General features: G+C 64.8%; 17 protein-coding genes. 6 read left to right on the forward strand and 11 right to left on the reverse strand.

What is annotated here, in order from left to right:
• Nucleotides 1-18 precede the first annotated feature (18 nt).
• Complete coding sequence (locus FFS18_RS08005; RefSeq protein WP_003046453.1) at nt 19-420, reverse strand: MerR family transcriptional regulator; 402 nt, start codon at nt 418-420, stop codon at nt 19-21.
• Between the two features lie 174 nt (nt 421-594).
• Between FFS18_RS08005 and FFS18_RS08010 the strand changes: the two genes are divergently transcribed.
• The gene (locus FFS18_RS08010) at nt 595-852 is read left to right on the forward strand and encodes a hypothetical protein (RefSeq protein ID WP_003046455.1); all 258 of its coding nucleotides are present in this window, start codon (nt 595-597) and stop codon (nt 850-852) included.
• Nucleotides 845-1072, forward strand: a complete 228-nt coding sequence (locus tag FFS18_RS17830) for a GDCCVxC domain-containing (seleno)protein (RefSeq protein ID WP_081611194.1) — start codon at nt 845-847, stop codon at nt 1070-1072. Before FFS18_RS08010 ends, FFS18_RS17830 begins: the two co-directional genes overlap by 8 nt.
• Nucleotides 1073-1107: 35 nt before the next feature.
• On the opposite strand, the gene FFS18_RS08020 is transcribed toward FFS18_RS17830, so the two are convergent.
• Nucleotides 1108-1521, reverse strand: a complete 414-nt coding sequence (locus FFS18_RS08020) for a MerR family transcriptional regulator (protein ID WP_003046458.1) — start codon at nt 1519-1521, stop codon at nt 1108-1110.
• A 70-nt stretch (nt 1522-1591) separates the two neighbouring features.
• On the opposite strand from FFS18_RS08020, the gene FFS18_RS08025 reads away from it, so the two are divergent.
• From FFS18_RS08025 to FFS18_RS08040, 4 genes are all read left to right on the forward strand, one after another.
• Nucleotides 1592-2233: a cation efflux transmembrane domain-containing protein gene (locus FFS18_RS08025; protein ID WP_037553278.1), complete on the forward strand. Its 642-nt coding sequence runs from the start codon at nt 1592-1594 to the stop codon at nt 2231-2233.
• 5 nt (nt 2234-2238) lie between these two features.
• The gene (locus tag FFS18_RS08030) at nt 2239-4185 is read left to right on the forward strand and encodes a cytochrome c/FTR1 family iron permease (protein ID WP_003046463.1); all 1947 of its coding nucleotides are present in this window, start codon (nt 2239-2241) and stop codon (nt 4183-4185) included.
• Between the two features lie 261 nt (nt 4186-4446).
• Complete coding sequence (locus FFS18_RS08035) at nt 4447-5001, forward strand: helix-turn-helix transcriptional regulator (protein ID WP_171005260.1); 555 nt, start codon at nt 4447-4449, stop codon at nt 4999-5001.
• Nucleotides 5002-5048: 47 nt separating this feature from the next.
• A complete protein-coding gene (locus FFS18_RS08040; RefSeq protein WP_037553277.1) occupies nt 5049-5708 on the forward strand; it encodes a class I SAM-dependent methyltransferase in 660 nt (219 codons plus the stop codon).
• A gap of 27 nt (nt 5709-5735) precedes the next feature.
• Here FFS18_RS08040 and FFS18_RS08045 read toward each other — a convergent pair whose 3' ends face one another.
• From FFS18_RS08045 to FFS18_RS08085, 9 genes are all read right to left on the reverse strand, one after another.
• Nucleotides 5736-6041, reverse strand: coding sequence for a hypothetical protein (locus tag FFS18_RS08045; RefSeq protein ID WP_003046472.1), 306 nt, complete (start codon nt 6039-6041; stop codon nt 5736-5738).
• A gap of 191 nt (nt 6042-6232) precedes the next feature.
• Entirely contained in the window at nt 6233-6877 is a 645-nt protein-coding gene (locus FFS18_RS08050) for a DsbA family protein (protein WP_003046475.1), read from the reverse strand.
• Nucleotides 6874-7308 (reverse strand): disulfide bond formation protein B, encoded by a 435-nt coding sequence (locus tag FFS18_RS08055; RefSeq protein ID WP_003046478.1) that lies wholly within the window; start codon nt 7306-7308, stop codon nt 6874-6876. The genes FFS18_RS08050 and FFS18_RS08055 overlap by 4 nt, the downstream gene beginning before the upstream one ends.
• A complete protein-coding gene (locus FFS18_RS08060) occupies nt 7305-7790 on the reverse strand; it encodes an SRPBCC family protein (RefSeq protein WP_003046480.1) in 486 nt (161 codons plus the stop codon). The genes FFS18_RS08055 and FFS18_RS08060 overlap by 4 nt, the downstream gene beginning before the upstream one ends.
• Nucleotides 7791-7803: 13 nt before the next feature.
• On the reverse strand, nt 7804-10983 hold the full coding sequence (locus tag FFS18_RS08065; RefSeq protein WP_003046483.1) for an efflux RND transporter permease subunit: 3180 nt from the start codon (nt 10981-10983) through the stop codon (nt 7804-7806).
• Nucleotides 10984-11027: 44 nt separating this feature from the next.
• Nucleotides 11028-13568, reverse strand: coding sequence for a heavy metal translocating P-type ATPase (locus tag FFS18_RS08070; RefSeq protein WP_003046486.1), 2541 nt, complete (start codon nt 13566-13568; stop codon nt 11028-11030).
• 190 nt (nt 13569-13758) lie between these two features.
• A complete protein-coding gene (locus tag FFS18_RS08075; RefSeq protein ID WP_003046490.1) occupies nt 13759-14229 on the reverse strand; it encodes an SRPBCC family protein in 471 nt (156 codons plus the stop codon).
• Nucleotides 14230-14310: 81 nt separating this feature from the next.
• A complete protein-coding gene (locus FFS18_RS08080) occupies nt 14311-14655 on the reverse strand; it encodes a DUF190 domain-containing protein (RefSeq protein WP_003046493.1) in 345 nt (114 codons plus the stop codon).
• 12 nt (nt 14656-14667) lie between these two features.
• On the reverse strand, nt 14668-17910 hold the full coding sequence (locus FFS18_RS08085; RefSeq protein WP_003046495.1) for an efflux RND transporter permease subunit: 3243 nt from the start codon (nt 17908-17910) through the stop codon (nt 14668-14670).
• Between the last annotated feature and the right edge of the window lie 3 nt (nt 17911-17913).

A 17913-nucleotide genomic window follows, 5' to 3' on the forward strand; every position in this document is an offset into this window, starting at 1 on the left:
AGACGGCTGTACTCGAACCTAGTCGGACAGCGCCTCCAGAAGCGGGCAGCCCCCGGCATCGCCGGCGCCGCACGCCTCGACAAGATCGCCCAAGACAGCGGCCATCCGGTCGAGGTCGGCGCGCTTGGCGAGGACGTCGGCAAGCTGGCTCTCGGCCATATGGCGCGCCTGATCGCAGCTATGGCCGCCGCCTTCGGCAAGAAGGAGCAAAGTCCGGACCGTATCGAGGGGAAACCCCAGTTCGCGCGCGCGGCGCACAAATGCAAGGCGCCGCACACCAGCTGAATCATAACGGCGAAATCGCCCGTACCGGACCGGCGCGGGCAGAATGCCGATGCGCTCATAATAGCGGATCGTCTCGATATTGCAGCCGGTAAGCCGAGAAAGCTCGCCGATGGGGATGGTGCTTGAGGGGGCCATTGCGATTCCGCTTGCATCTGTAGTCACTACAGATGGTAGACTTGCCGCTACCGCGAAACAAGGAGTTTGAATTTGGCTGGAGATGCAAGGCGTCCAAAAGGATTTGGGGCCATTTCGCTGGCGCTTGGCGGGATCGCATCGGGCTTTCTCGCAGCCACCTGCTGCGCCCTCCCCATGCTGCTGGCCTCGGCGGGGCTCGGGTCCGCCTGGCTCGTCGGCATAGCGGTCCCGGCCGCGCCCTACCGGCTCTGGTTCGTCGCATTCGGCGCAATTTCGCTCGTCGCCGGTGGCGTCCTGCTGGCGCGCCAGCAGATGCGCGCGGCGCGCTGCGGCGCCGATGGCCTGTGCGTGCCCGCGTCGCTGCGCTTTGTGACCCTGATCGGACTGCTCCTCGCCGCCGTCCTCCTCTGGCTCGGCTATCGCTATGCTTGATCCCTCGCCGGTCCTGCAATCGACGCTGACGTGTCCGCTCTGCGGTCAAATCGCCGACGAAATCATGCCCACCGATGCGTGTCAGTATTTCTACGACTGCAAGGGATGCGGCGCGCTGCTCAAGCCGCTGCCAGGAGACTGCTGTGTCTTCTGTTCCTATGGCACGGTACCCTGCCCGCCAATACAGGTTGACGGCGGCAAGGGCAGTTGCTGCGGCTGAGCCGCAAGCCGCCGACAGTCCCGATAGCGCGGCGGCTAGGCATTTCCGGCGGCGATGGCCTCGATGACCCGGCAATCCGACACCGGCCCGCCATCGCAGAGCTGGACGATACGGGCAAGTTCAGCACGGAGCCGCGCCATCCGTTCCAGCTTTTCATCGACATCGAGCAGGTGACGCGCCGCAACTGCGCGGATTTCGGCGCAGTCCTGCCCCGGCCCCAAGGCCAGCGCCGTCAACGACCGGATTTCATCGATCGAAAAGCCGAGGCCGCGGGCATTGCGGATGAATGCGAGGCGCCCGACATCCTCATCCCCGTAGGTGCGCCGGCCAGAGGCTGTGCGCGCTGCGCAAGGCAGCAATCCGATATCCTCATAGAAGCGGATCGTGTTTACCTTGGTGCCGGTGCGTTTCGCCAGGCCGCCGATCGGCAGCCGCGTGTCGCGCGCCATCTCCCTTCCTCTCAGTCTCGTTTCGATTTCAGCTTGCTTCTACAGTTACTGTAGAATGTAGAACAGGGGAATGAGCAACGACAGCAATTGCGGCTGCACGGGCGACACCGTCAGGGCCGAACGCGATCCCGCCTATCGAAGGGCCTTGTGGATCGTCGTAATTCTCAATCTCGGCTTCGGCGCGATCGAGATCGTCGGCGGGTTCATCGCCAACAGCCAGGCGCTGAAAGCCGACTCGCTCGACTTTATCGGCGACGGCACGATCACGTTGGCCGGCCTCGTCGCGATAGGCTGGACTGCGCTCGCCCGCACGCGTATCGCCTTAGCCCAAGGCCTGTTCCTGCTGTCGCTTGGCATAGGGGTCATCGGCGTCGCGCTGTGGCGTGCCCTGACCGCGGTTCCGCCCGAAGCCGAGCTGATGGGCGGCATCGGCGCCGCCGCCCTCCTCGTCAACCTCACCTCGGCCGCGGTCCTCTCGCGGTTCCGCGAAGGCGACGCCAATGTCCGGGCGGTGTGGCTGTTCAGCCGCAACGACGCGATCGCCAATGTGGCGGTGATCATCGCCGCCGGCCTCGTCGCATGGACCGGGCAAGCCTGGCCCGACCTTGCAGTCGCCGCCATCATTGCCACGCTTTTCCTGCATTCGGCCTATGAGATTCTACGCAGCGCGCGGACCGAATTGCGCGAACTGTCGACTGTGCCCGGACAATAGGGCCAATGCCCCCCGCCCGCCGCTTTCTCTCTCTGCTGATCGCGCTCGCTGCAATCTGCGGCCTCGTCGTGCCGACGGCACAGGCCCGCACTGATGCCGGCGAAGTCCAGACCATCTGGCGCCTGCTGGACTATGTTGCGGTCGACTATGGTGGAGCGGTCTCGAATGGCGCGGTGACGAGCACGGTCGAATATGCCGAGATGACCGAGTTTTCCGCCACCGTTCGCAAGGGGATCGAAGCGCTTCCGGTATCCCCGGCGCGGGCTCGCCTTGTCAGTGAAGCGGGACAACTCCAGACGGCGATCGCATCGAAGGCGGACCCCGGCAAGGTGGCTGGCCAGGCGCGCGGACTCGCGGCGGACCTCCTCGCCGCCTACCCTGTGCCCCTCGCGCCGCGCAACGCTCCAGATCCCCGGCGCGGAGCCCAAGTCTATCTGGAAAATTGCGCCAGCTGTCACGGCGCGCGCGGCGATGGCAATGGACCTCAGGCCAAGGGGCTCGACCCGGCACCTATCGATTTCACCGACGCCGGACGCGCTCGCAAGCGCAGTCTGTTCGCGCTCTATCAGGTGATAGGACAGGGGCTCGAAGGCACGTCCATGCCCAGTTTTGCCCATTTGCCCTCCGACGACCGCTGGGCGGTAGCAGCCTATGCCGGTGGATTTGCCTTTCGCGACGTCGCAGCCGGCCGGCGTGTCTGGAACCAGACCCCTGCGGCGCGCGAACTGGTCCCCGACCTGCAAGCCTTCACGAGTCTCAGCCCGGAAGTGCTTGGTCGTGGGCTGGGATCGGAGCAGGCCGACGCGCTTACCGCCTATTTGCGCTCAGATCCCCAAGCATTGACAACCGCTTCGCCCGCGACGCTTGCGGTTGCCCGTGACAAATTGGCGCAAAGCCTTGCCGCGTACCGCAAGGGAAATCGGAGCGAGGCAGAGCGTCTCGCGCTGTCCGCCTATCTCGACGGTTTCGAACCGATTGAGCCGATCCTGACGACGCGCGATTCCGCCCTTATGGCGCAAATCGAATCCGCGATGTCCGATTATCGCGTGTCCATCGCGCGAGGTGTGCCGGTCGATGCGGTCGCGGGTAAAGCCGCCGCAGTCGAAACCCTTTTCGCCGATGCCGAAGCTGCACTGTCTCCCGATGCAGCCAGCGACGCATCGACCTTTGTCGGGGCGCTTACCATCTTGCTGCGCGAGGGTCTCGAAGCGCTTCTGATCATCGTGGCGATGATCGCTTTCTTACGAAAGGCCGAACGGCCTGAGGTCCTACCCTATGTCCATGGCGGCTGGATCGCAGCCCTGGCAGCCGGCGGCGCAACCTGGGCAGTCGCGACCTATGCAATCTCGATCAGCGGAGCGAACCGCGAGTTGACAGAGGGATTTGGCTCGCTTTTCGCCGCAGTCGTTCTCGTCTGGGTCGGCATCTGGATGCACGGAAAGTCACATGCGGAGAGCTGGCAGCGCTATATTCGCGAAGCGATGGGCAAAGCGCTTTCACGTCGCTCGGCCTGGTTCCTGTTCGGGCTCGCTTTCCTCGTGGTCTATCGGGAAGTCTTTGAGACCATCCTGTTTTTCGCAGCTCTCGCCGCGCAAGGAAGCCGCAGCGCGATCGCCGCCGGAGCCGGAACCGCAGTGGTGATCCTGGCAGCAATCGCATGGGTCATGCTTCGTTACAGCCGGGTCCTGCCGATCGGAAGATTTTTCGCTTACAGCTCTTCGCTCATCGCTATCCTCGCGGTTGTCCTGGCCGGCAAGGGCGCGGGCGCGCTACAGGAAGCCGGCCTCCTCGGCATCACCCCGCTAGCTCATTTTCCCCGCTTCCCGGCGATGGGGATATTTCCTTCGCTCGAACCGTTGTTGCTCCAGCTTCTCGCGCTTGCAATCCTCTGGATCGGCTATCGTTACAACAGTCGGCAACATCGCCGCATCGAGACAGCGCCCGGTCGATGAGGGGAATCATCACGGGGTCGGCGCACTCCTCCTTGGCCGTAAGACGGCTTCCGAAAAGAGCCTCCGAGCCAGAGTGCTTACCCGGCGCCCGTTACGCACACGAGTTAGGCCTGCTATTGCGACCCGATGCCCGAAACGTCCAACTGGAACGGCCGACTTAGCCTCGGCGACTATCATGCTCTCTGGTCGGGTTCGGTTGGCGATGCCGCCGCGCACCGCCATTTTGCGGCGCAGGCAGTGTTTTGTGCCGAGCCGCTTACCGTGGTCGATGCTGATGGCGCGCGCCTGTCGGGGCGTTGCTTGCTCATCGAACCCGATACCGTGCACCGGCTGCTCCCCGCGCCCACGGCTGAATTATGGTTCGTCGAGCCGACAGTGGTCTTCGGTCCGCCGGTAGATCTGAAAGACCGGCTGATCTGCTCCGATCCGATTCATGTCGCGCTGCCGGGACAGCGGTCCTTCTGGAAAAACTGGCTCACGCGAGGCGCCCGACCCCCGCTCGATCCGCGCATCACCCGCGCCGCCGCCTCGATTGACCGCCTGATCCCCATGGGCTCTGTCCGTCTCGCGGCTGTGGCGGAGGAGAGCCGCCTTTCGCTCGGCCGCTTCCGGCATCTCTTTGCCGCCGAGATCGGCATGCCCTTCCAGCGCTTTGTGCTCTGGCGAAGGTTGATTATCGCCTTCGACGAATTGGGAATGCGCCGCAGCGCGACCGAGGCCGCACACATGGCAGGGTTCAGCGACAGCGCGCATTTCGCCCGCACGATCAAGGCGATGTTCGGTATCCGGGCAAGCGACCTTTTCATCGAATCATAGCCTCTCCGTTCAAGCCGGTGCGTGATCGCGCCTGGTAGAGGCGCATCATGTCAGACGCACACAGAGACTTCGTCCCGGCACTCGGCAAGAGCGGATCGCTCGACCGCTACGATGCCGCCATAGCCCTCATGACCAGAGAGAAAAGATGGCGAAGCGACTTGCTGCGCTTCGCCGAACCGCGGCCGGGCGAGCGGATCGTCGATATCGGGTGCGGCACGGGAACCTTTGCGATCGCCCTCAAGCAGGCGGCGCCGGAGAGCATCGTTCTGGCGGTCGATCCCGACCCCGCCGTGCTGGAAATCGCGCGCGCCAAGGCTGAGGTTGCCGATGCCGAGATTCGATGGTTCGAGGCTATGGGCGACGAGCTGGACGGCATCGACGCACTCCGGCAATGCGACAAGATCGTATCGAGCCTGGTCCTTCACCAGTGCCCGATGGCCGTTAAGGAAGCGATTGCCGCGCAGATGTTCAGGCTCCTGAGGCCGGGCGGGACCCTTTTCATAGCCGACTATGGCGAGCAGCGCTCGCTGCTGATGCGCATGCTTTTTCGACAGATCCAGCTGCTCGACGGGTTCGAATATACCGAACCCAACGCTAAGGGCTGCGTCCCGGTGATCCTTAAAGCCGCGGGTTTCGAGGCGGTCGAAGAGATGAGAGTCATCCCGACGCCGACCGGCTCGATTTCAATCTATGGGGCGAAGCGGTAGTTTCTCGCCCGGCCCGCGCGGTCGCGGCTAGCCGCGCCAGTGACGCCCGCGGTGATGGTGGTGCATCCGGCGCTTCTGATAGCGCCGCTCGTAGCGGTCCCGCCGTTCATAGCGGCGATCATGGCCGCGGTAGTAGGGATCGTAGCCACGATAGCCACGATCATAGCCATAATTGGGCACGCCGTGGCGTGAGGAACGATAGTCGCGGTCATGACCACGTGGCGCGTCATGTCCGCGGCTATATCCCCCGCGATCGCCATGGTGCTGGGCAAGCGCTGTTCCGGGGAGCGCGAAGGCGAGCATCGCGGCCGCGATCGTCATCAGTTTTCGCATGTCAGTCTCTCCTTTTCGTGGCGTTCAAAATCCCCCTTCATGTTTGAATGCGCTGTGAATATTGGCTCCGATGCTGCCGATCGGACGGTGACCCGGCGTCTCCATGCGACAGGCCGATGGCGGGAGAGACAGTATCGCGCCGCATGGTGGGCACCCGTCCCGCGTGGACGAAGCGGGACGGGTGCGGGCCCTCATTTGCCCTTTGCCGCTACCGCGGCCTGGACTCGGGCCTCGACCTGTTCGGGGCTCGGCTGGACGAGCATCTCGCCATTGACGAAGAAGGTCGGCGTGCCCCGGACGCCGACCGCACGCGCGTCGGCGATGTCCTGCTCCATCCAGGCCATCGCATCGGTTGTCGGCATCGCGCGCGCCTTCGCGACATTGAGGCCGGCCTTCTCGGCGGCCGCCCAGGCACCGTCCATCTTGCCGTCGTGCCATTCGGGCTGCGCTTCGAGCAGGGCGGCCGTCACCGGCTCGAGCTTGCCCTGGACGCGGGCGGCTTCGAGGATCACGATCGCCTCGGCCGAGCCGGGGTGCAGCGGCAGGTAGCGCATAACGAGACGCACATCCTTGGGATATTTGGCAACGATGCCCTTCACCGTGGGATAGAAGGCGCGGCAGGCCTCGCACGACGGGTCGAAAAATTCGACGATGGTGACCGGGGCATTTTTCGGTCCGATGATCGGCGAATGCGGGCGAATGAGGCTGTCGACGGGCCCCGCCACGACCTTCTTCGTGGGTTCGCCCTCGGCGGTTCCGCTGTAGAGCATCGCGCCGCCGGTGAAAGCGAGTGCGGAAACGACAAGCGTGGCCACCACTCCGATGCGTTTGTTCATGATTTCAGTCTCCTTTGGAAGTTGAGCAAGAGGGTGAGGATGAGCGCGAACGCGGTCAGCGACGGGAGGGGCAGCGGCACGCCTCCGATTGCCATGCTCTCTCCCGAGCATGATGGACCGCCGGTGCAGGGGACGATCGGGGCCGGAATGACGCCGACGTAGAGCAGGCTATGATAGAAAGCGACGAGACCACCGCCCGCAGCCAGCGCCAGCCCATAAGGAACGATGGCGCGGTCCGACCTGAACGCCGCGATGCCGAGAATGATCGCAAGCGGGAACATGAAGCTACGCTGGAACCAGCAGAGGTCGCACGGCGCCTGGCCCATGACCTCGCCGACGAAGAGGACGGCCAGGCTCGACAGGAGGGCGATTGCCCAGGCCGCGCCGAGCGGACGCCATTTGTGCGGCGCGAGCAGCGGAAAGCTCGTCATCGCCGGCCACCTTTGAACTTGGACTTGGGCCGTCGCGGCGGCGGTGGCGGCTTGCTGTATTTGGACTTGAGGTAGCTGAGCAGGATGCCGTCGATCGACGCGATCATTCGCTGGAAGCTGGTCTTGATGCCGGGAAGCCGGAGCCAGGCAAAGGGCCCGCGGCAACGATAGCGGTGAACGAACTTCGTCCCGCTCGCCGTCGGCGTCAGGATATAACTCTCCTCGAACTGGAGGATGAAGCTCGGCTTGACGTCGAGTATCAGCTCCTCGCCCGGGCGCGCGGAGAGCACCGCCGCGGAGACTTCGAGAAACTTGGGCTTGTGCGGATCCATGCGCATCGAATAGCGGATCGCGATCGGGTCCTCGGCAAGCTGCTCGATCCGGACATAGGGATTCCAGATCCGGTGGTTCTCGAAATCGCCGAGGACCGCCCATATCTGCTCCGGACTATAGGGGAGGTCATGCTCCCGCTCGAACTCCATCAGCTTAACTCCTCTATCGATCGGCCGCCGGGCTTTGCCCCGCGCCGATGTCGGTGACGCCCGCAGGCGATGGGTCGGCGTGCGCGCCGCCCGTCGTGAACCAGCGGCGCAAGCGCGGGACCATCCGGCGTTCGAAGCCCGCCGCGAGGCTGAAGGACGCCGGCACGATCAGCAGTGTCAGCATCGTCGACAGGATGAGCCCGCCGATCACCGTGACCGCCATCGGCGCGCGCCATGCGCCGTCGCCGGTGAGCGACAGCGCGGTCGGGATCATGCCCGCGACCATCGCGACCGTGGTCATCAGGATCGGCTGCGCGCGCTTGTGTCCGGCGTCGACAATCGCCTCGTCGCGCGGCACCCCCGACGCCATTTCCTCGATCGCGAAGTCGACGAGAAGGATGCTGTTCTTGCCGACGATACCGAGCAGCATCAGCACGCCGATGAACACGGGAAGCGAGAGCGGATAGCCCGTCAGCAGCAACGCGACCGCCCCGCCGAGCGGGGCGAGCAGAAGCGAGCCCATGTTGACGAAGGGCGGGATGATCTTGCGATAGAGTAGGATCAGCACAGCGAGCACGAGAAAAATCCCCGATACGACCGCGATCGCGAAGTTGCGCAGCATCTCGGCCTGCCACTTGGCGCTCCCGAGTACCAGCCGCGTGACCCCGGCGGGCAGCGCCTTGAGCGCCGGCAGCGCCTCGACCTTGTCCATCGCCTGACCGGTCACGAGACCCGGAGCCAGGTCGGCCCCGATGGTGAGCTGGCGCACCTGGTTGGTCCGATTGATCTGGGTCGGGCCGGCGCCGAAGCCGATCTCGGCCACAACCGAGAGCGGCACCGTTCCCCCGTTCCGGGTCGGAACAGGCATATTGCGCAGCGTATCGAGCCGCTCGCGCGCGGTTTCCGCAAGCGCGACGCGAACGGGGATTTGCCGGTCGGACAGCGAGAATTTCGCGCTATTCTGGTCGATCTCGCCCAATGTCGCGACGCGGATCGACTGGCTGAGCGCCTGCGTCGTCACGCCGAGCTGCGCCGCGAGCGCGAAGCGCGGGCGAATGACGATCTCGGGGCGCTGAAGATTGCCCTCGACACGCGGCGACCGGATTTCCTTCACGCGGGCCATCTCGGCAAGCAGCCGGTTGCCGACATCTTCGAGCTTCTTCGGGTCGTCGCTGCCGAGCGTGATCGAGATGTCGCGGCTGCTGCCGCCGCCGCCGCCATGCTGCGACTGGAAGTTGATTCGGGCATCGGGAACCTGCGCTAGCCGCGGCGCGCGGTCCTTTTCGAACTCGGTCGAGGTCAGCTCGCGGTCCTTGCGCAATTTCAGATAGACCGTCGCCGTGCCGACATCGATCCGCGACAGGGCGGATTCGACGAGCGGGTCGCGCTTCATGAGATCGGTCACCTCGTCGGCCACTGCCTCGGTCTGTTCGAGCGTTGCGCCCGGGGCGAGCTGGATGGCCACGCGGCTCGTGTCGGAATCGATCGACGGCTGGAAGGTCATCGGGAGCAGCGAGAAGCTGAAAATGGTCGCAAAGAGCGCCAGCACACCGATGCCGACCACCCAGACGCGATGGTCCTTGATGTAACCGAGCCATTTCCAGCGCCCGCCGCGCGCACGCGCGGCAGCGGCCCCGCTGGTGTCGAGGCTCCAGCGCAAGATGCGCATATAGGTGTCGATCAGCGGGCCCTCGCCATGCTTTTGCGGACCCTGCGCAGAGAGAAAATAGGCGGCGAGCATGGGTGTGATCATGCGCGCGACCGCGAGGCTCATCAGCACCGCGGCCACGACCGTCAGTCCGAAATTCTTGAAATATTGCCCGGCGACGCCCGGCATCAGCCCGACCGGCAGGAACACCGCGACGATCGTCATGGTTGTCGCGAGCACCGCGAGGCCGATCTCGTCGGCCGCATCGATCGAGGCCTGATAGGCCGATTTGCCCATCCGCATGTGGCGCACGATATTCTCGATCTCGACGATCGCATCGTCGACCAGCACGCCGGCAACGAGGCTGAGCGCGAGCAAGGTCATCATGTTGAGCGAGAAGCCCATGAGGTCCATGAACAGGAAGGTCGGGACCGCCGACAGCGGGATGGCGAGCGCCGAGATCAACGTCGCCCGCCAGTCGCGCAAGAAAAGGAAGACGACGACGACCGCGAGGATCGCGCCCTCGACCATCGCATTGATCGCCGAATGATATTGGCCTTTGGTATATTCGATATCGCTGAACAGCTCGGTGAATTTGACCTTGGGGTTTTCCTTCTCGAGTTTTCGCAGCTCCTCGACCGCAGCGTCATAGACGGTCACATCCGAGGCGCCCTTGGCGCGCTCGAAGCCGAAGGTCAGCACCTGCCGCCCGTCCTGCTTCGAGACCGAGCGCTGCTCGGCGTAGAGATCCTTGACCTCGGCGATATCGGCGAGGCGCACGGTCCGGTTCGTCCCGACCGAGATTAGCGTCTCGCCGAGCGCGTTGGCGCTGCTCGCGTTCCCGAGGATACGCACCGCCTGCTCGGAGCCCGCGACCTCCATCCGGCCGCCGGCCGCATTGACATTGAGCTGGACGAGCTGGGTGTTCACCGCGGCGGCGGTAAGGCCGTAGGCGCGCATGCGTTCGGGGTTGAGGATGACGCGGATTTCGCGGCTGACGCCGCCCCGGCGATAGGCGTCGCCCATGCCGGGGACCGCGATCAGCCGCTTCGCGACGACATTGTCGACATACCAGCTCAATTCCTCGAGCGTCATATCGGTGGCCGAAGCCGACCAATAGGCAAGCGTGTTGCCCGAGGTAGAGAGGCGGATAACCTGCGGTTCGAGGATGCCGTTCGGCAGGTTGCTGCGGATCTGGGTGATCTTGTCGCGAATGTCAGTCACCGCCCGGTCGATCGGCGTGCCGATCGCGAACTGGACGAAGGTCTGCGACTGGCCTTCGGTAACCGTCGAATTGAGCTCGTCGATCCCCTCGATCGTCCGCACCGCCGCCTCGACACGCTGCGTGACCTGCGTTTCGAGTTCGGTGGGCGCGGCGCCCGGCTGGGCGATGATGACGATGGCGCCCGGAAAATCGATGTCGGGATCGCTCTGGACCCCCATCATGAGGAAGGAGACGATGCCCGCCACCGTCAGACCGAAGAACATGACGAGCGGCGGGATCGGGTTCCGGATGGACCAGGCCGAGATATTCTTGAAGTTCATCCTCTCTCCCCCTTCCGGTTCGATCCCACCGCGACTGTGCGCCCTCAGCCCATGCTGCGATCGCGATAGGCGAGCAGGCGAAGCGCGTTGGCGACGACGACGAGGGTCGAGCCTTCGTGCGCCGCGACCGCCGCACCGATTCCGAGTCCGAAGATCGTCGCCGGCACGAGGACCACGACGACGCCGAGGCTGACCACCAGATTCTGGCGGATGATGCGGCGCGTCTGGCGGCTAAGTCCGATCGCGAACGGCAGATGAGCGAGGTCATCGGCCATCAGCGCGACGTCGGCGGTTTCGAGGGCAACATCGGACCCCGCGGCGCCCATCGCGATCCCGACGGTGGCGCTCGCCATCGCCGGTGCGTCATTGACGCCGTCACCGACCATGGCGACCGGCTGCTGCGCCTTGAGGTCGCGAATGGCGTCGACCTTCTGATCGGGCATCAGGTCGCCCCAGGCCTCGTCGATCCCGACCTCGGCGGCAATCGATTCCGCGACCTTCTGGTGATCGCCCGAAATCATGATCATCCGGCCGATGCCGAGCTCGCGCAGTTTGGCGATCGCGGTGCGCGCCGCTTCGCGCGGCGTGTCCATCAGACCGATCGCGCCAAGATCGCGGTCGCCCATACGAACGACCATCGTCGTGCGGCCCTGCTCGCGGAGGCCGGCGATCGCAGCCGCCACTTCGCCGCCGATCGGCGCGATGCCGTCGGCACCGAACATTTCGGCCTTGCCGATCAGGACGGTTTCGCCCTCGACCTTTGCCGTGACGCCGCGACCCGTCAGGCTGTTAAGGTCGTCCGCCACCGGTACGCGCGTCGACGTCAGCATGGCCTCGCCATCGCGCGCGATGGCAGCGGCAAGCGGATGATCGCTCAGCCGCTCGACCGCCACCGCGATCCGCAGCAGTTCCTCCTTCGGCACGCCGCTGGCCGGCAGGACGTCGGTGATGCGCGGCTTTCCTTCGGTGAGCGTTCCCGTCTTGTCGAACGCCAGCGCGGTCAGCGAGCCGAGATTTTCGAGCGGGCCACCGCCTTTGACCAGCACGCCGCCGCGCGCCGCACGCGCAACGCCCGACAGGACGGCACTCGGCGTCGCGATCGCGAGCGCGCACGGGCTTGCCGCGACAAGGACCGCCATGGCGCGATAGAAGCTGTCGCGGAACGGCTCGTCGACAACGACCCAGGCGAAGAGCAGGACGAACACAAGCGCGAGCACGCTCGGCACGAAGATGCGCTCGAACTTGTCGGTGAAGCGCTGGGTCGGCGATTTCTGCGTTTCCGCCTCGCTCACCATCTTCACGACCTTAGCGAGCGTGGTATCGGCCGCAAGACGGGTTACCGCGATCTCGATCGCGCCATAGCCGTTGATGGTGCCCGCGAAGACGCGATATTTTGCGTCGAGTGCATCGGGCTTTGCCGCGGCCTGCGCACGATCGGCCACCGGTTCCTTGTCGACGGGGACGCTCTCGCCGGTCACCGGAGCCTGATCTATCGCCGTGCGGCCAACGACGACGAAGCCGTCGGCGGCAAGACGCTCGTTGGGCTTGACGATGACGGTGTCGCCAATCGCCAGCTGCTCGACCGGGACTTCGCGAGCCGTCCCGTCGGCATCCTTCACCGTCGCGGTCTGCGGCGCCAGCTCCGCAAGCGCCTCGATTGCGCGCTTGGCGCGGCCCATGGCATAATGTTCGAGCGCATGGCCGAGGCTGAAGAGGAAGAGGAGCAGCGCGCCTTCGGCCCACGCACCAAGCGCGGCAGCGCCGGCCGCGGCGACGAGCATCAGCGTGTCGATCTCGAAGCGCTTGAGCTTCAGATTCTCGATGGCCTCGCGGACAGTGAACCAGCCACCGAAGCCATAAGCGGCAATATAGAATGCGAGCGGCACCCACTCCGGCGCCGCGGCGAGCTTCTCGATCGCAAAGCCGATGCCGAGGACGAGACCGCACAGCAGCGCGAAGATCAGCTCGGTCCGCTCGCCGAAGATGCCGCCATGATCATGGCCATGGTCGTGGCTATCCTCGCCCGTATGGCCATGTTTGTGATCTGGCCCATGCGCGTGATCCGGACCATGGTCATGGCCATCATCGCCATGTTGGTGGGCGGCTTGTGCCGGGGCAGCCGCGGCGACGGCAGTCGATTTCTGAGTGACGCCCATATCCGAGAGTGTCTTTCTGATCATTTCGATGGAGGTCTCCGAGCGCTGGAACTCGGCGCGCAGCGTACCGGCGGCGCCGACTTCGGCCTCGATCACGCCCGGCATTTCGCGAAGCTTCAGTCCGATCGTCCGCGCGCGACGGGCGTGGCCGACGCCTTCGAGGTCATCCCAGAAGAGATGCTGATACTGGCCGGTGAGCTCGGCACCGGCGCTGCGCGCGAGCTGCCGCACGCGTTCGAGCGGGAGAATATCCGGACGGTAATGGATGCAGAGCTGTGGCGGCGAACCGTCGCTTGAGCGGACAACATGGACCTTGTCGACGCCTTCGCGTCCTTCGAGTTCGCTCGTCAGGCGCGCGACGCAGCGGTCGGCGGTATCGGCGACTTCGGGGAGGAGAAGCGGAATATCGAGCCGCAACTGGTCACTCATGATGCCATCCTTCTCTGTTGGCGGTCGGCAATGCGATCCGGGCGCATGTTAAACGCGCGGCAGGATGAGGTGCGGGAGCCATTGCGGGATGCGACCCGGCTCCCGCACCTCCCTGACAGCCGGAAATCCCTGCCCGTGGTGAGGGGGGCGATTGAGAGGGGCCTCCGACGGCCAGGTTTCGAATTCAAGATCATGCGCGGCGCCCGCTTGGCCGCGCGTAGCGGGACTGAACTGTCGTGCGACGGAGTTGCTGTTCGAGCGCCATGTTCGAGCGCTTGAGAAAAACGCTGCAAACCCGCCGCAGAATGGGATAGCCGAGCCATGAGAAGAGACCCGCGCATTCCAGGCGATGGGTAACCTCCACCCCTTGGCCGAGCTTTTCGAGCCGGTAGCTCTCCTCGATGACGAGCAGCCCGCGCGTGCCTGTCCGCCAGGAGAAGCCCGTCAGCCAGTCGAGGCCGGTTATCCGCCCCTCGGATGCAAATTCCGGACCCCGCTTCCCGCGCGGAGAATAGACATAGCCTACGCGCTCATCATCTCCCGGACGATCGGTGAAACGGAGCGTCGGATGCCAGTCGTCGTACCGCTCGATATCGACGAGCAGTCGCCAGACCCGCCCGATCGGGACCGGCAAGCGGAGCGAGGTGCCTACCGAGAACATCGGAGACCTCCTCGCTCGCACGAGCTGGTCCGCGACGCAGGCCGGGGACCTGCGCCGCGGTGTAGACCGGCAAGATGCCGGTCAGCTCTGAACATCGGGGGGCTCCGCGGCGGATTTCCCGCCGAGGATTTCGACCGCTTCGAGCGTGATGAGCCCGATGTCCGGTATTTCGGTCAGCTGCGCCGCAAAGTCGCGGAGCCGCTGCTCCTCGTCGATGATCTCGATCACGACCGCCCGGTCATTCTCCAGCGCATGCTTGCGGTGGAGATGCGCCGAGCGACCGAAACCGAGAACCGCTTCGAGCACCGTAACGCCTGCCAGCTTTTGCTGGCGAGCGAGTTCGGAAATGAACTCGAAGACCCGCTGATCACCGAAGAAGGCGGATTCATCGGTGTAGATGCGCAAGAGCTTGGATGCTTTTGTCATGACAGTCTCTCCCTATTCCGTGACCGGCTGGACCGCCGACTCCGCTTTTCGCTTGAGGAACTTCGGCTGCCAGTTCGCCCCGAGGACGACTTTTGCGATCGCGGGGAGAACGAGCAGCGTCAGGATGGTCGCCGCGATGAGACCGCCGATGACGGTCGTCGCGAGAGGCTTCTGCACCTCGGCACCCGTGCCGGTCGCGATCGCCATCGGCACGAAGCCGATCGCGGGCACGAAGCCGGTCATGATCACCGCACGCATCTTCTCGGTCATGCCCTCGCGGATTGCCTCCGTGAGCGGGACATCATTCTCGAGCCGTTCGCGGATCGCCGTCATGACGACGAGACCGTTGAGCACCGCGACGCCGGCAAGGCAGATGAAGCCCACCGCCGCCGACACCGAGAAGTTGATGCCCGTAAGCGCGAGAGTGAACACCCCGCCCGCGAGCCCAAGCGGCACGGCGAGGAACACGGCGGTCGCGCGCCCGAACGTGCCGAGCGCCATGTAAAGCAGGATGAAGATGCCCGCGAAGCAGAGCGGCACCACGATCGAGAGCCGCTGCGATGCGGCCTGCAGACTTTCGAACTGCCCGCCCCATTCGAGGTAATAGCCCGCCGGAAGCTTCACATTGGCGATCTTCGCCTGCGCTTCGGCCACGAAGGATCCCGCATCGCGGCCTTCGAGGTTCACCTGCACGACGACGCGCCGCTTGCCATTTTCGCGGCTGATCTGGTTGAGCCCTTCGGTCAGCCGGATCTGCGCCACCTGGGCGAGCGGTATCTGTCCGCGATTGCCGCCCTCGGAGGGCAGCAACACGGGCAGCGCGCGGATGTCGTCGAGATTGACCCGGGTCGCGTCGGGGACGCGAACCGTGATGTCGAAGCGCCTGTCGCCCTCATAGAGCAGGCCGGATTCCCGCCCGCCGAGCGCCGCCGACACCGTATCGGCAACCTCCTGTACCGAGAGACCGTAGCGCGCGATCGCATTGCGATCGAGCTTCACGTCGAGCGTCGGAGCGCCGCCCACTTGGTCGGCCTTGACGCTGCCCGCACCCGGTATGCCCTGGAGCACGCGCACCATCTCGTTCGCCGCGAGCGACATCTTGTCGAGGTCGTCCCCGTAGAGCTTGATGGCCACGTCGCCGCGAACGCCCGCGATCAGTTCGTTGAAACGAAGCTGGATCGGCTGGCTGACTTCATAAAGCTGGCCGAGCTGGCCGCCAGCGGCTTTCTCGATACGCTCGACGACATCGGCCTTCGAATCGACACCTGCCGGCCACTGATCCTGGGGTTTCAGGATCACGAAACCGTCGGAGATGTTCGGCGGCATCGGGTCGGTCGCCACCTCGGCCGTACCCGTCTTCGAAAACATCAGCTCGACTTCGGGCAGGCTCGAGATCGCCGTCTCGACGTTGCGCTGCATGACCAGAGACTGTTCGAGGCTCACCGAAGGCACGCGCGTCGAGGCAAGCGCCATATTCTTCTCGTCGAGCTGCGGAATGAATTCCGAGCCGAGCAGTCCGAACGCCGGGATCGCAAGGACGAAGAAGGCAAAGCCGCCGGCGATGAAAGCCCACGGCTTGGCGAGCGCCTTGTCGAGCAAGGGCAGGTAGCGCTCCTTCGACTTGCGGATCGCCCAGACTTCCTTCTCGGCAACCTTGCCGCGAATCATCAGCGCGACAAGCGCCGGAACCAGGGTGATCGCGAGAATGAAGGCCGCAACGAGCGCGAGCATGATGGTGATGGCCATCGGCGAGAAGGTCTTCCCCTCGACGCCCGTAAACATCAGCAACGGCGCGAAGGCCAGTAGGATGATCGCCTGGCCGAAGACGGTCGGTTTGATCATCTCCTGGCTCGCGCGCATCGTCTCCTCGAGACGTTCGCGAAGGTTGAGCAATCTCCCTTCATGCTCCTGCCGGTGCGCCAGTCTGGCGAGGCAGTTTTCGATGATGATCACCGCCCCGTCGACGATCAGACCGAAGTCGAGCGCGCCGAGGCTCATCAGGTTACCGGGGACCCGGAAGGCGTTCATGCCCATCGCCATCATCAGGAAGGAGAAGGGAATGACGAGCACCGCGATGATCGCGGCGCGCCAGTTGCCGAGCAGGAAGAAGAGCGCGGCCGCTACGAGCAGCGCGCCTTCGGTGAGGTTCTTTTCAACCGTGCCGACGGTTGCGTTCACGAGCTTGGCGCGGTCGAGTACCACCTTCACTTCGACGCCGGGCGGCAGGGTCTTCGACACCTGCGCGATCTTCGCCGAAACATCCTCCGCAACAGTGCGGCTATTCTGCCCGATCAGCATGAGCACGGTCCCGATGACCGCCTCCTTGCCGTTCATGCTGCCCGCACCGGTTCTGAGGTCGCCGCCGATCTTCACATTGGCGAGCTGTCCAACCGTCACGGGCACGCCGCCGCGCGTCGCGACGACGGCGTTGCGGATTTCGTCGACCGAGCGGACGCGTGCATCGACGCGCACGAGATAGGCCTCGCCTGCCCGGTTATAGTAGTTGGCACCGACCGCGAGGTTGGCGCGTTCAAGGGCTTCGCCCAGTTCGCTATAGGAAATGCCGTAGCTGGTGAGGCGGGTCGGATCGGGTTCGACCACGAAGGTCTTGGCATAGCCGCCGATCGAGTCGACGCCGGCGACGCCGCCGACCGACTTCAATTGCGGGCTGACGATCCAGTCCTGGACCGTGCGAAGATAGCCCGATTTGGCGATCTCGTCGGTGAGGATATCGCCCTCGGGGGTCAGATAGCTGCCGTCGGGTTGCCAACCTGGTTGGCCCGCGACCTTCTTGGCGCCCTTCCCGTCGGGATTTTTGTAGCCGACGGTGTACATGACGACCTCGCCGAGACCCGTCGTGACGGGACCGATCTGCGGCTGGGCCCCGTCGGGAAGATTCTCGCCCGCCTGGAGAAGCCGTTCGCCCACCTGCTGGCGCGCGAAATAGAGGTCGGTTTCATCGGTGAAGATTGCCGTCACCTGGCTGAAGCCGTTGCGCGAGATCGAGCGTGTCGTCTCGAGCCCCGGAATGCCGGCGAGCGAGATTTCGATCGGATAGGTTACGAGCTTCTCGATTTCGACCGGCGAGAGACGCGGATCGATCGTGTTGATTTGCACCTGCTTGTTGGTGATGTCGGGAACCGCGTCGATCGGCAGCTTGGTGAGCTGCCATACGCCGAGTCCCGCGATCACGAGGAAGAGAAAGAGTACCGCCCAGCGCGCGCGGACGGATAGCGCCATCAGTTTCGCGATCACGGT

This window comes from Sphingopyxis sp. 2PD (assembly GCF_005503695.1).
Taxonomy (GTDB): domain Bacteria; phylum Pseudomonadota; class Alphaproteobacteria; order Sphingomonadales; family Sphingomonadaceae; genus Sphingopyxis.

What these genes read in the sequence shown, in the direction of transcription:
- FFS18_RS08005 (WP_003046453.1), bottom strand. Translation starts at nt 420, where the DNA reads ATGGCCCCCTCAAGCACCATCCCCATCGGCGAGCTTTCTCGGCTTACC.
- FFS18_RS08010 (WP_003046455.1), top strand. Translation starts at nt 595, where the DNA reads ATGCTGCTGGCCTCGGCGGGGCTCGGGTCCGCCTGGCTCGTCGGCATA.
- FFS18_RS17830 (WP_081611194.1), top strand. Translation starts at nt 845, where the DNA reads ATGCTTGATCCCTCGCCGGTCCTGCAATCGACGCTGACGTGTCCGCTC.
- FFS18_RS08020 (WP_003046458.1), bottom strand. Translation starts at nt 1,521, where the DNA reads ATGGCGCGCGACACGCGGCTGCCGATCGGCGGCCTGGCGAAACGCACC.
- FFS18_RS08025 (WP_037553278.1), top strand. Translation starts at nt 1,592, where the DNA reads ATGAGCAACGACAGCAATTGCGGCTGCACGGGCGACACCGTCAGGGCC.
- FFS18_RS08030 (WP_003046463.1), top strand. Translation starts at nt 2,239, where the DNA reads ATGCCCCCCGCCCGCCGCTTTCTCTCTCTGCTGATCGCGCTCGCTGCA.
- FFS18_RS08040 (WP_037553277.1), top strand. Translation starts at nt 5,049, where the DNA reads ATGTCAGACGCACACAGAGACTTCGTCCCGGCACTCGGCAAGAGCGGA.
- FFS18_RS08045 (WP_003046472.1), bottom strand. Translation starts at nt 6,041, where the DNA reads ATGCGAAAACTGATGACGATCGCGGCCGCGATGCTCGCCTTCGCGCTC.
- FFS18_RS08050 (WP_003046475.1), bottom strand. Translation starts at nt 6,877, where the DNA reads ATGAACAAACGCATCGGAGTGGTGGCCACGCTTGTCGTTTCCGCACTC.
- FFS18_RS08055 (WP_003046478.1), bottom strand. Translation starts at nt 7,308, where the DNA reads ATGACGAGCTTTCCGCTGCTCGCGCCGCACAAATGGCGTCCGCTCGGC.
- FFS18_RS08060 (WP_003046480.1), bottom strand. Translation starts at nt 7,790, where the DNA reads ATGGAGTTCGAGCGGGAGCATGACCTCCCCTATAGTCCGGAGCAGATA.
- FFS18_RS08065 (WP_003046483.1), bottom strand. Translation starts at nt 10,983, where the DNA reads ATGAACTTCAAGAATATCTCGGCCTGGTCCATCCGGAACCCGATCCCG.
- FFS18_RS08070 (WP_003046486.1), bottom strand. Translation starts at nt 13,568, where the DNA reads ATGAGTGACCAGTTGCGGCTCGATATTCCGCTTCTCCTCCCCGAAGTC.
- FFS18_RS08075 (WP_003046490.1), bottom strand. Translation starts at nt 14,229, where the DNA reads ATGTTCTCGGTAGGCACCTCGCTCCGCTTGCCGGTCCCGATCGGGCGG.
- FFS18_RS08080 (WP_003046493.1), bottom strand. Translation starts at nt 14,655, where the DNA reads ATGACAAAAGCATCCAAGCTCTTGCGCATCTACACCGATGAATCCGCC.